Source organism: Arcticibacter pallidicorallinus, from assembly GCF_003002875.1.
Taxonomy (GTDB): domain Bacteria; phylum Bacteroidota; class Bacteroidia; order Sphingobacteriales; family Sphingobacteriaceae; genus Arcticibacter; species Arcticibacter pallidicorallinus.
On sequence record NZ_PVTH01000005.1, the window covers coordinates 35423 to 49255 of the forward strand.

Genomic DNA, 13833 nt, shown 5'->3' on the forward strand with positions numbered 1-13833 from the left:
GGATGGTTCCTACCACCCTCTCGTGTTCTATGTTAATTATAGCCCGGGTTCTGCTTCAGTTGCGGGTTATTTAGTAATTCAGATAAAGCAAATGGCAAAAGATAATTGTTTTCATTGAAAACAAGAGGTGTATTACTTGGAGTTTTCAATAAAGGAAGTTTAATATGGGCGATTTTCCACCTCTTCAGATCGTTATAACGCTGTCCCTCAAGGGCAAATTCCACCCTGAATTCATGTCGTATATAATCACGTAACTTTTCCTTTGTATTATATTTCTGCTGGTCTACCGGTGGCATATTGATGCCGGGACGCGAGCGAACCTGATTGATCGCCGAGTACACAGACTGATCCGGCACCGCTAAAACCTCGTTCTTTGCCTCAGCATACATCAGTAAAATATCTGCGTATCGAAGATGTATATAGTCCTGATCCGTAGTCGTTGCTGTGGCCGAAGTGAAGGGAGCTTTTGCCAGATCAACGTACTTTTCAACCAGGAAACCGGTAGCGGTCGTATAACTGTCTGTCCATGCAGCGCCGGAGGCATTTCTCCAAACTTCTCCGGGAAGCCTGACGGTTAGATCCAGACGTGGGTCCCGGTTTGCATAAGGGTTGGCAGGATCAAACAATGACGACTCATTTGCCGGAAGCCCATCTTTCATTTCATAATCGTCGGCAAGATCCTTGTACGGTTGCATCAATGACCACCAGCCAAGCTCGATGTTCATACCCGCAGCACCGGGGCGTATACGTTGCGGATTTACTGGACCAAGATACTGTGTGGAAAACATAATCTCCGAATTGACGGCCGCATTCGCTTGTCCGGCCGAAGTAAACAACGCAGCATAGTTATTCGACAGCGCAAAAAGTCCCGATGAGTTGCTCATTAAATCTTCCAGTACGGTAACGGCCTGGCTCCATTTCTGCTGAGTAACCAGCACTCTGGCTTTAATCCCCTGCGCACTTCCCTTTACCGCATGGCCATTGTATTTAGTATTAGGCAGATACTGGATCGCAAAGTCCAGATCTTCCTCAATGAAGGCGTAAACCTCTTCCTGACTGCTCTTGGCTATTTTATATTCCTCGAGCGATTTAAAGTAGTTCTTATAAATAGGAACTCCACCAAACAACTGAACCAGGTCGAAATAAGACAGTGCGCGAATAAAGCGTGCTTCAGCTTTGTATTTGTTTTTGTTCTCCTCCGATACCGGAGCCTTATCGATATTATCCAGAAAATAATTACAGGATGATATGGCACGGTACGGGCTACTATACATGTTTGCAATGGCACCCGTAACACCGGCGTTAATGCCGCCTGTCGTTAAAATTTGCATATTAGCCTGGTTTCCGTTCCCAGGATCCAGATAAGCATTGTCACTAAGACCATCCAGGTACACGCGTTCGTATCCGAGGAAGTTCTGCTGAAGCCGTGAATATACTCCGGCAAGACCTGTTTGAACGTCAGCTTCCGAAGCCCAGAATATCTGGCTCGAAACGCTGTTTAATGGGTTCCGGTCTAAAAAATCATCATTACATGCGGTGCTTCCCAGTAAAATACTGGCAGTAAGCACACAGGCTATTTTAAATGTATGTCGCATGGCAGTCTTTTAAAATTTTACATTAAGTCCTACGTTATAAATCTTCGCCTGAGGATATTGGGCGTAATTCCCAGTTGGGCTGGCGCGTTCCGGATCACCACCTTCGTATTTGGTAATGGTGAAAAGGTTGTCTGCAGATACATAAACCCCCAGATTTTTAGCTCCTACTTTTTTCGCAAAAGAAACTGGCACCTCATAAGACAGCATGATATTTTTCAGTCTCAGGTATGATGCGTCCTGCAGGTAATAGGTGGAGCTGCCGTAGCTTGCTACACCGGAGTAACCGGCGATGTAGATACCAGGAAGTTCGTTGCTCCTGTTTTCGGGTGTCCATGCATCCCTCCACTTTGTAGTCGGTGCAGTACCTTGCATAAATGGATCGATGCCCCAATTGTTCACGCGGCTCTTAATACCTTCTACGCCCTGAAAGAAACCATTCAACTGGAAACCCTTATAACCTACATTAAAACCGAATGAATACGAGAAATCCGGATAATATCCGTCGACCACCTGCCTGTCATTTACGTCTACCACGCCGTCGCCGTTCAGATCCTTCATCTTAAGATCGCCGGCCTTAGGGTTCATGTTCAACGCATGTTTCGGAACGTTCGGATTGCCGATGTCTTCTACCTGGAAGATGCCGTCCCATACATAGAGGTAATGTGCGTCATAAGGTAATCCGATTCTTCTGATGTTTGCCCCTGACTCCGCCGGAATCCGTATGTCCAGCACCTGATTTCTTGCCGTAGATATAAGTCCGTTTACGCCGTAGCTAACTTCACCAATTCTGTTTTGATGAGTAAGGCCCAGCTCGATACCCCGGTTACGCATCCTCCCGTCATTAAGCGTAGGCGCGGTTAAACCGAGACTTGCCGGAATAGGCTGCATCGCCAGAATGTCATACGTGGTCTTATCAAACCAATCGAATGTAAGTCCCAACAGACCGTTCTTAATGTCCAGATCAAGACCCAGGTCAAGCATTTTAGTCGACTCCCATCTCAGGCTCTGATCGCGAAACACATTGTTCACAGCACCCTGCTGAAGGGTGTTATTATCGAATGGATAGAATATATCGTTGATCACCAGATTGTCCTGGTATAAATAGGTTCCTACGTCCTGATTACCGAGTATTCCATACGATGCTCTCAATTTGAAGTTACTCAACCAGCTAAAACGGTCCTTAACGAAGCTTTCTTCAGAAACTATCCAACCCCCTGAAACTGATGGATAGAAACCCCAGCGGTAATCAGGCGACACTTTCGATGTTCCGTCGTATCGTGCGTTTACTTCCAATAAGTATTTCCCTTTAAAGTTATAGTTGGCACTTCCAAAGAAAGACCGCATAGCCCATTCTGAAGGCGCTTGCAGCGACGGAAGTCTTGGATGGCTAAAGTAGAGCTGTTCCTGACCCGGCAGATATCCGGTAAGGTCTGTCAGCGCCGGAGCGACAGTATTTATCCTACGGCCTCTAAGGTTCTGATTTTTGTAAAATAACTGCTCATAACCTGCCAGAAAGCGAACATTGTGATCCTTCGCTATAGTAGTATTATATGTCGCGGTAGAATAAATTGTTGGATTCAGTACTTTAGAATATTGATCGGTTACACCAAGAATATCGGGGCCAAAGGTATTACGGGTATAGTCGGCATTCCCTGATTCCTTTTGAAAGAGGTAAGCGTCATAATTTTTCTGGTACATTTTATAGTACTCATCAACATAGTTCATCGCAACCTTTGTAGTCCAGGTCAAACCTTTAAATGGCTTTACGTCAATAAATGCCTGTCCGTTAAGATTGTACTCTTTAGTGCTCTGGTTTCCCATGGCATAGTATTCTTGTGGATTACGGTTCCTGCCTTCAAAAGCGTATGCTTTTGAAGCAATCCTGCCACTGCCGTCAGGCAGGAATGGGCCATATAATGGTCCTGCTGCGTAAATGGCCAGTGTGATGTTTTCTCCGGTGAAGGGAGGTTCATTTCTGTCTTTATAGGTGGCATTGACCGAGGTCCCGATCGTAACAACTTTGCTTATATCGTTGGTATAACTAAGCAAGCCATTGTATCTTTTGAACTTATAACCTTTTATCATTGCGTTTTGGTCGAGATATCCCAATGATAAATTGAACGTACTCTTTTCTGATCCGCCTGAAGCAGAAACACTATGGTTGGTTACTGTCGCAGGATTAATGTAATAGTCGACGTTGTCGAAGTTCGGATACAGGTTTCTGTCCGTTGCATTCCGGTATTTTTCTATTTCAGCTTGCGCAAACTGGCTGCTTGCAGGAAGCCCCTGTCTGATAGCGGCGGCATTGAACATTTCCATATATTCCGCTGAATTTGTGATCAGATCAGGTAAAGCGGTAGGCGTATGCCTGGCCACGTTTCCCCGGTAACTGATAACTGTCTGCCCTTTCTTTCCTCGTTTCGTCGTAACCAAGATGACACCATTGGCTGCACGTGCTCCGTAGATAGATGCAGATGCGGCGTCTTTTAAAACGGTAACCGATTCGATATCATCGGGAGACAAATTACCGAAAGACCCTGTCACTCCATCAATCAGTACCAAAGGTTCGTTGGCTGTTCCTCCGCTGAACGATCCACGACCCCTTATCAGAAAGCTGGGATTGTCGCGACCTGGCTCTGATGAATTCTGGGTGACCTGAAGTCCGGTTACGCGCCCCTGCAAAAGAGAAGCTGCATTTGGTGCCGCTCTCTGTGTAAGGGTATTACCGGTAACAGACGCTACAGATCCGGTAAGGTTAACCTTGCGTTGTGTACCGTAACCGACCACAATAACCTCATCCAAAGCTTTGCTATCCGTCTGTAGCCGAACGTTAATCGAAGTACGACTTTGGATGGGTACTTCCTGTGTAATAAAACCAATATAGGTAAAGACAAGTGTTGCATTTCCCGATGAGGAGATTTTAAAATTACCGTTGGCATCGGATACGGTTGAGAGGGCCGTTCCCTTCACTTTGACACTTACGCCAGGCAATTCCTCGCCGTCTTCAGCGGTTACTTTTCCTGAAATGAGTGATGAACCAGGGGTCTGTGCATAGCCAGCACTAGAATAACAGACATGGATAAGCAGATACGATACCGCTAAACATAGCCTTCCCCAACTAGTTAGAGTTAGTTTGAAAGTTTGCATGATTAAAATGATTGTTGGTTAGTTAATAATAACCCGGTAGAGTCCGGTAGTCTCTTTGGAAGATCTACACTAGTTTTTTCTCATAATTATTCCCCGTTATTAGATGTAATGAAATAGTTAGTTGATGTATATTCAAATATAAATAGTTATTTCATATATAAAAATAGATTTTTAATAATCTTCAGCCGGAGTTTTTTAAAACATAATGCGCCTATTTGTATGTTTGTAATCCTAAACCGCTCCCGATGAAAGAAAAAGAAAGTAAGTACAATGCGCCGGCATTAGACAAAGGGCTCGACATACTAGAGTACTTGTCATCGCAGTCGACGCCTCAGTCGCAGACGGATATTGCCGCCGGAATAGATAAAACGCCAAACGAGATCTACAGAATGTTAACCACCCTGGAAAGCAGAGGATACATTCTAAGAGACGAGATCTCGGGAAAGTACCGCCTTTCTCTAAAGCTTTATCATCTCTCTCATCGCCACTCACCAATTGATGAACTGCGCAGGGCCGCCCAGTATCCCGTTGAAGAATTAGCTTATCAGATTCGTCAATCCTGTCATATGAGCATTCTATACATGCGAAAAGTGCTTGTCATCATGCACGCAAAGAGTCCGGAGCCAATAGCCTTATCCGTTGAAGAAGGAAATACATTCCCTCTTTCTCTTACCGCCTCGGGAAAGGTATTTCTGGCTTATATGTCTGATTCTGTCCTAAGGGAAAGCCTACAAGAAAACAACGTGGATGATCTGAATGCGAGCCAGCGAAAGACTTTTTTCGATACGCTGAAGAAGATCAAATCGGATGGTTACTATATTAAACGAAGTGAGCTTGCCGAAGGCGTTGTTGACATTGCGGTTCCCGTGTCAATTACCGCTCAGGGCGTTACCGCATGTCTGACCGTTTCCCGTTTGACCACGTTTAATATGAATAAAGGTATTGAAAACGTAGAAATCCTTGCTGAAGTCCTCAAATGCGCCGAAAAAATCCGCGCCAGGATTGGACAGGCACCATAACGCTGATTCCTGGAACTGTACCGGTGTAATATATTTATTACGGGATCGATTGCATAGTTTTCTTATTCCCCTGAAGCTGTTTTAAGCGCGCATTTTTTTAGATTCGTCTTACTAACCATAAAATTATGCTTCGGAGAAAATTCATACAACAGACCGGCACTGTAATGGCAGCTGCCCTCCTTTCAGACTCTCTTTTTGCTTCCACTTTAAATGCACCCAAGAAAAAGATCGCTATGGTCGGAACCGGCCATAGGGGAACCGGAATGTGGGGAACGGAAGTTCTCGAGGAATATGCAGATACTGTCGAGTTTGTCGGCCTCTGCGATAAAAATTCAGGAAGGGTCGCCACAGCAAAGAAAATGATGAATTTGAGCTGTCCCACTTATGTAGATCTGGACAAGATGCTCAAGGAGACCAAGCCGGAAATACTGATCGTTACAACCGTTGATAGCACCCATCACGAGCAGATCGTTAAGGGACTCGAATCAGGAGCCGATGTCATTACCGAAAAACCCATGACAACGGATGAAAAGAAATGTCAGATGATTCTAGACGCCGAGGCCAGGACCGGTAAAAAAGTTTACGTTACTTTCAATTATCGATACTCTCCGCACCGTCAAAAAATATATGAACTCCTTAACAATGACACGATAGGAAAAGTAACATCGGTAGATTTTCATTGGTATCTGGATACCTCTCACGGTGCCGACTATTTCAGAAGATGGCATAGAAAAAGAGAATTTGGGGGTTCCTTGCTCGTCCATAAATCAACACATCATTTCGACCTGTTAAACTGGTGGCTGAATTCTGATCCGGAAGAAGTTTATGCAAACGGTTCTTTGGAGTTCTATGGCAAAAACAATTCGTTTCGCCATACACACTGCCGCCCTTGTCCGCATAAAGACAAGTGTAAATTCTATTTTGACGTAACGAAGAGTCCACGCCTCGTGCAGCTTTACGTTGACAATGAAAAATACGATGGCTATCACCGCGATGGTTGTGTATGGAAAGAAGATATCGATATTTTCGACAAAATGGCCGTTCAGATTAAATATGCTAACAATGTTCAGGTAAGCTATTCACTGACTACCTATTCCCCTTATGAGGGTTACCGGATTTCATTTAATGGCACCAAGGGCAAGCTGGATGCCTGGATTCATGAAAGACAGCCCTGGGAAATGCAAAAGTATGATGAGATACAGGTTACCCGCAACTTCGGCGGCACCGAATTTATCCGCATCGACAATACGGAGGAAGGCCACGGCGGAGGGGATAAGCGTCTGAGAAAACAACTGTTTAATCCCGGACCCGATCCTTACAAGCAAGGGGCCGGTAGCCGTGATGGTGCCATGTCCATTCTGGTAGGTATTGCCGCCAGGCAAAGTATAGACAAGGGCAAGGTAGTCAAGATAAAAGATCTGACTAAACTCAAGCCTCACCCCACGAGAGGTACTGTATAGTTAATTTAATAGAGAAGGAGTTGCCCGGGGCAGCTCCTTTTTCTATTAAATGCTCAGATATTCTAAGGATTCGTCGACCACATTGATGAGTCTTTTACAAACACCCGTCGGTTCAGCTTTAGCTGAGATATGATGAGCTCCGCGATATCTTCCGGATGCATCACGCGCTCCTCGTTATTATTAATCAGGTTTGAACTTTTCGCAAGATCGGTTACAACTGTGCTCGGGGTAAGTGCCGTTACGCGAATGTTATGCTTGCGCATCTCCTGCATCAGCGAGTCTGTCAAACCTAAGAGGGCAAACTTGGAAGCACTATAAGCACTCGTCGTGGCTGCACCTTTTAAACCTGCAGTAGATGAAATATTTATAATATCACCTGTTTTTCTTTCGATCATCTGCGGTATGACAGAGCGGGTTACATAATAAACCCCGAATAGGTTCACTTTTACCTGTGCTTCCCACTCCTCTGGTTCCAGATCCAGAAACTTCCCGAACTTAGCGATGCCGGCATTGTTTATCAATATATCAACATTTCCAAGAGCCTCTTGAATGGCTGTAACAGCGGTATTAACCGACTCGATACTGCTAACATCCGCTACTGCGATGGCAGCCTTTACTCCTTTCCCCTCGATTTCCTTGGCAAGGCTTTGAAGGTCACTTTCCGTCCTTGCTATTAAGCCTACATCTACACCCTCTGTGGCCAGGGCTAAAGCTATTGCTTTGCCGATACCCTTACCAGCTCCGGTGACCAGTGCTATTTTTCCTTTTATAGATTCCATATAAACGCGATTTTACTATACAAACCTAAATACTAAATTGTAAACTCAATCTACAGCTCTATTTTATGACAAATTAATTAGGATGTCGCATGAAGTAAACCAGGTGCTGAAATCATAGCTCCGTCATACTCGGCTTCCATCGCCTTTGTATGAGGGAGCAATAGAGGCCACACGTTATCGGCTGCATATAAACGCATCCTAAGCGGAGAAGAGCATATCTTATACGAAAAACACCTTTTTAATATCGGACCGTAAACGGTCTAACCCTTACGACGAAAGAGGAATTGGACAGGTTCGGCATTACACTCTTCCGGAGACATTCCGAAGTAATAAGCTCTGAGCAGTCTTGGGCTTCTCCGCGAAAGCTTCGGAAGCAGACGCCACTAAATAGAAAAAGGGCCTGCGATTTACATCACAGACCCTTCTTGTTCGTCATTTAAACTAGAGAACTGTTAACACTTTTTGAGCCACCTTCTTCTGGCTGATTGCACTTTGGTTTGGCTGGCTTCCTCCTGCAGTGATCAACACCTTTCCTTTAGGCTGGCGGGCAGTTCCATCTTCACCAACAATAGCCAGATCCTGAGGATTGAGGGTGAAGGATATAACCTGGCTCTCTCCTTTTTTAAGAGATACCCGTTTAAATCCCTTTAGTGATCTTAAAGCGGTTTTATCTTTGCTGTCATGCGAAAGATACAACTGAACGACTTCGTCGCCATCGCGGCTTCCTGAATTCGTAACGCGAACTTTGACAGAAACGTTGTTTCCTGATTTCACATTAGCCGGAATACTCAACTGATCGTAAGTGAAGTTTGTGTAGCTTAAGCCATGACCGAACTCAAACAGAGGCTTTCCGGTAAAATACCTGTAAGTACGATTAGTCATAGAATAATCGTTAAAAGGAGGCAAATCTGAATCTTTTCCATAGAATGTTACAGGTAAGCGGCCTGCCGGATTGTAGTCGCCAAAAAGCACGTCTGCTATTGCGGTACCGGCAGACTGTCCGCCATACCAGGCATTAACAATTGCCGGAACGTTTTCAGCTTCCCAAGGGGTAGCAATGGCACTGCCTGTCATCATTACAAACACAAGAGGTTTGCCGGTAGATTGAAGCGCTTTCATTATTTCGGTCTGCACACCAGGCAACAAAATGGAAGTACGGTCTCCTCCATCGAAGCCTACCTCGTTCACTTTCATTTCTTCACCTTCAAGCTGCGGCGAAATACCTCCCACGTAGATGATGGCATCTGCGTCTTTCAGACGGTTTGCCAATTGCTGAAAGTTTGTTTTCTTAAAATCGCCGGCACGAAGCTTTATAGAAGCTTTACCGCCATCCTGGTAATATTCGATAACTAAACGATAGCTCTTGCCTTTTTCTGTCTGGAGCTTAAAGCTTTTCGCTCCCCAGCGGTTTCTTGTCCAGGCATTCAGCACCTCTTTTCCATCGATAGTGAAGCGGTAGCCGTCATCACCTTCAACTTCAAAAGTGATGATTCCGGTCTCTGTTGCTTTGTAGTCTGTGGTGTAACGTGCTGAGAAGCTGTAGGCTTTCATCTGGTTTACTACCGTTTCACCCTCCTGCCAACTGTGGTTAATATCCTGCTCCATACGGCTGACGACAGGCGTGCCACTCAGCTCTTTATTGCTGAAATATTCCGCTTTCACACCTTTCTTTCCATCAAGGCTGTATTGCGCAGTTACATCCCTGTAAACAAGTAACGTGTCTTTCGTAAATGTAGTCGCGCGTTCGTAAACCACTTCGGTACCTGATCCCAGCTTGCTCTTTATACCTTTCAGGGCGGTTACCACTTCTGAGGGAGTTCCATTGTAGTTTCCAAGAACCGAGATCTCATTATCGGCATTTGGTCCGAGTACAGCGATCTTCTTCAACTTTTTGCTTAAAGGAAGAACGTTATTCTGATTTTTCAATAGTACAATCGATTGTTGAGCCATTTTTAGCGCATGAGCGCGGTGAGGTTCGCTTTCCAATACTGAAACCGGAGTTTGTGCGTATTTAACCATGGAAACCGGGTCGAACATACCGAGCTTGAAACGGATGGTAAACAAGCGCTTCACGGAAACGTCGATTTGTTTTTCGGTTATCTTACCTTCTTTTACTGCCTGCACCAGCCCTTTATAGGCTTCCTCTCCGCAGTCGAGATCTGTTCCATGCATCACGGCATCTGCTGATGCACTTACTGCGTCAGGGTGAGTTTTGTGATTTTTATAAAAGTCGTCAATCGCCCAGCAGTCTGATGTTACATAACCATCAAATTTCCATTGGTTCCGGAGGATATCCGTCATCAACAAATCACTTCCACAACATGGCTGACCCTGGTAGGCATTGTAAGCGCACATGACACCTGCAACTTTCCCGCGGACAACTAACTCTTCAAATGCGGGCAAATAGGTGTCCCACAGATCATACTTGCTTACTGTGACATCAAAAACATGTCTCAATGGCTCCGGACCGCTGTGTACAGCATAGTGTTTGGCGCAGGCGGCGGCCTTCAGATACTTAGGATCGTCGCCCTGCAGACCATGGACGAAAGCTTTACCCAACATAGCCGTCAGATAAGGATCCTCTCCGTAAGTCTCCTGTCCTCTGCCCCAGCGTGGATCCCTGAAAATGTTGATGTTCGGTGTCCAATAGGTAAGACCGACATAGCGCTGGCCCTCTTTTCCATCAGCGATCGCCTTATTGTATATAGCCCTGCCTTCAAGAGCAGAATAGTCGGCCATATGAAACAAAGACAAGGTGTCGAATGTCGCGGCCATACCGATTGCCTGTGGAAACACGGTCACCTTGTAAGGCGTACGCGCAACGCCATGAAGCACTTCGTTCCACCAGTCGTATGCCGGTATACCAAGGCGTTCAATAGCAGGCGCCGCATTCAGCATCTGTGCTACCTTCTCTTCCAAGGTTAGCTTTGAAACAAGATCATCCACCCGGACTTCGATGCTTTTTTCCGGATCCTGAAAGACATAAGTATAGTCAGTTTTTTTCGGGGACTTACAGGACGCGGTTGCCACCAGAATCAATACGATCAGTAGGTTTAATGGATTTTTCATGAAAGAATTTAGTTTTTGGGCTTACGCCAACGTTGGTATTTTAGGTTATATTAGTTAATCGTTTCCATAAAACTAAAAATTTATCTAACGTAATTCTTCAAAAAAGAGATATTTAATGAAATATGGGTATATCAATCATCTTTTTTACAGACATTGCATGGTTAGGTATAATCGAAGGCATTAAATTTACCCCCCTACTACACCATAAAATGAAACTTATTTTTCTTGTCTGCAATTTTCTGCTTTGTTCGTCCCTCGCCCTAGGTCAGACCTCCGTGCAGCTCTCTTCATCAGAAATTAAACTGGGCATCGAGAAGCTCGCTGTTACCGGCAGCGTGCTTTATATCGCCGCTCATCCGGATGACGAAAACACACGCCTGTTGTCTTATCTGGCAACGGAGCGCAAGGTGCGAACTGGTTATCTCTCCCTGACTAGAGGAGACGGAGGGCAAAATCTGATCGGTACAGAACAAGCGGAAGAGCTCGGACTGATTCGCACGCAGGAACTCCTGGCGGCAAGAAGCATAGATGGAGCCGAGCAGTTTTTCACCCGTGCTAATGATTTTGGCTTCTCGAAGACGTCGGAAGAGACGTTCAAGATCTGGAATAGAGACAGCATCCTGTCAGACGTGGTATGGGTTATTCGCAATTTCAGGCCTGACGTTATTATAACACGCTTTCCACCGGATGCCAGAGCTGGACACGGGCATCATTCCGCCTCGGCAATTTTGGCGATTGAAGCATTTAAAGCAGCAGCGGATCCTGCAGCTTTCCCAGAGCAGCTTTCTTATGTGAAGCCCTGGAAGTCACACCGAATCTTATGGAACACCTTCAATTTTGGTGGAAATAATACGACAAGCGAAGATCAGCTGAAGATCAATGTGGGACAATACAATACCCTCCTGGGGCAGTCTTATGGCGAAATTGCTTCAGAGAGCCGATCACAGCATAAATCACAGGGATTTGGTGTGGCCAAACAACGAGGTGAATCGTTTGAATACTTCGAATTGTTAGCTGGGCAGCCTGCAAAGAAGGACCTGCTGGATGGCAGGGAGGCCAATTGGGTCGCTGGGCCCAACGGTGCTGCAATAGCTAAGCTCGTTACGGAGATCAACCGTGAATACCGGATCGAGGCACCGGAAAAATCGGTACCTGCACTGCTCAGGCTCTACGAACTGATATCGGGCGTTCAGGATGAGATGCTAAAGAAGCTAAAAATGGCCGAAGTAGCCGATCTTATACTGGCGACGAGCGGTACATGGTTCGAAGTGTATGCATCTGAACCGGCCTATTCGATCACAGACAGCATCCCGCTAAGAGTTCAGGCAATCTCCAGATATCAAGATGGCGCAGCGGTCGTTCCGTTCATTAGCGGGAAATCAGAACAAAAGCTTTCCCTGTCGTATAACCGGATGGAGTCTCTGGAAGGGAGTGTGAAAGCATCGCGCTTGAGTCAGCCTTATTGGCTGGAGCATGCACATCCGATAGGCGAATATAAAATCAGTAACAGAAAAGATATTGGCATGGCGGAAAGCGCCGCGCCGCTTGTGATCAGAATTGACCTTCACATTCAAGGACAGAAGATTTCATACAGCAGGCCTGCCGTTTATAAATTCACGGATCCTGTACGGGGCGAGGTTTACCGCAAGCTGGAGGTTACTCCACCCGTGGTTGTCGCGCTTCAAAGCTCCCGTTTACTTTATACCGGTGATGAGGCCCGGCCCCTGGAAGTTAAGCTGAAGTCATTCAGCAGAGCCGCCAAAGGGGATTTACGACTCAAATTGCCCTCTGGCTGGACCTCAAGTCCGAAATCCCTTCCCTATGAGATGACGAGCAAAGGTGAAGAGCGAATGTTCAGATTTACGGTAAAACCCGGTCAGTCGGCCTTGTCGGGACAGCTAACTGCCGAACTAAACGCCGGAGGAAGCACATGGAGTAAGGCGATGAGCAGCATCCAGTATGATCATATTCCGACCACAACCTGGTTCCCTGAAGCGGCAATGAATCTGGTACGGCTACAAGCTAAGAAAGCAGGCAATAAAATCGGATATATCCCCGGAGCCGGGGATCTCATCCCTGAGTCGCTCAAGCAATTGGGATATGAGGTGGTGATGTTGAACGCAGGATCGCTGGATAACGTCGACTTAAGCTCTTTTGATGCCATTGTTGCAGGTATTCGCCTTTACAATGTTTCGCCTGCTATCAAATATATCAATGACAAGCTGTTAAAATATGTAGAGAACGGTGGCGTACTGCTTGTTCAATATAACGTGAGTCAGCCATTGATGCTGAATGATATCGGTCCCTACCCTTTTTCCATTACACGTAACCGGGTAACCGAGGAAGATGCAACTGTTAACATCCTTAATCCGGCACACCGTATCTTCAATTATCCCAATAAGATCACCGCTCGGGACTTCGACGGTTGGGTGCAGGAACGAGGCTTATACTTTGGTGGATCAATAGACCCGAGATACCAATCGCTGCTTTCGATGCGTGATACGGGCGAAGCTGAAAATACGGGAGCTCTATTTGTGGCAGATTATGGGAAAGGGAGGTTTGTTTATACCGGTCTGTCTTTCTTCAGACAGCTGCCTGCAGGGGTACCTGGTGCCTACCGTTTGTTTGTAAACCTTATTTCCCACTGAAATGAAAGAGAATAATGAAGGCCTTCCACCTTTCATACGATCGTGGAAGCAGTTCTACCTGATCATAGTTTTTTGGCTCATTTTTCTTATAGCCGCATTTTCAGTGATAACTAACA

General features: G+C 45.8%; 7 protein-coding genes. 3 read left to right on the forward strand and 4 right to left on the reverse strand.

Going from position 1 to position 13833, the window contains the following annotated elements:
• Positions 1-32: 32 nt before the first annotated feature.
• Both B0I27_RS09425 and B0I27_RS09430 read right to left on the reverse strand, forming a co-directional pair.
• Positions 33-1595 carry a RagB/SusD family nutrient uptake outer membrane protein gene (locus tag B0I27_RS09425; protein ID WP_106293000.1) on the reverse strand — a complete coding sequence of 521 codons (1563 nt, stop codon included), beginning with the start codon at positions 1593-1595 and terminating at the stop codon, positions 33-35.
• Positions 1596-1604: 9 nt separating this feature from the next.
• The gene (locus B0I27_RS09430) at positions 1605-4742 is read right to left on the reverse strand and encodes a SusC/RagA family TonB-linked outer membrane protein (RefSeq protein ID WP_106293001.1); all 3138 of its coding nucleotides are present in this window, start codon (positions 4740-4742) and stop codon (positions 1605-1607) included.
• Between the two features lie 245 nt (positions 4743-4987).
• Between B0I27_RS09430 and B0I27_RS09435 the strand changes: the two genes are divergently transcribed.
• Together B0I27_RS09435 and B0I27_RS09440 are read left to right on the forward strand one after the other, a co-directional pair.
• The gene (locus tag B0I27_RS09435) at positions 4988-5761 is read left to right on the forward strand and encodes an IclR family transcriptional regulator (RefSeq protein WP_106293002.1); all 774 of its coding nucleotides are present in this window, start codon (positions 4988-4990) and stop codon (positions 5759-5761) included.
• Between the two features lie 125 nt (positions 5762-5886).
• Positions 5887-7221 (forward strand): Gfo/Idh/MocA family protein, encoded by a 1335-nt coding sequence (locus tag B0I27_RS09440; RefSeq protein ID WP_106293003.1) that lies wholly within the window; start codon positions 5887-5889, stop codon positions 7219-7221.
• 62 nt (positions 7222-7283) lie between these two features.
• Here the strand turns inward: B0I27_RS09440 and B0I27_RS09445 are convergent, their stop codons facing one another.
• Together B0I27_RS09445 and B0I27_RS09450 are read right to left on the reverse strand one after the other, a co-directional pair.
• On the reverse strand, positions 7284-8000 hold the full coding sequence (locus B0I27_RS09445) for a 3-ketoacyl-ACP reductase (RefSeq protein WP_106293004.1): 717 nt from the start codon (positions 7998-8000) through the stop codon (positions 7284-7286).
• 441 nt (positions 8001-8441) lie between these two features.
• Positions 8442-11069: a glycoside hydrolase family 3 C-terminal domain-containing protein gene (locus tag B0I27_RS09450; RefSeq protein ID WP_106293005.1), complete on the reverse strand. Its 2628-nt coding sequence runs from the start codon at positions 11067-11069 to the stop codon at positions 8442-8444.
• 209 nt (positions 11070-11278) lie between these two features.
• Here B0I27_RS09450 and B0I27_RS09455 point away from each other — a divergent pair, with 209 nt between their 5' ends.
• On the forward strand, positions 11279-13717 hold the full coding sequence (locus tag B0I27_RS09455; protein WP_106293260.1) for a PIG-L family deacetylase: 2439 nt from the start codon (positions 11279-11281) through the stop codon (positions 13715-13717).
• The last annotated feature ends 116 nt before the right edge of the window (positions 13718-13833 follow it).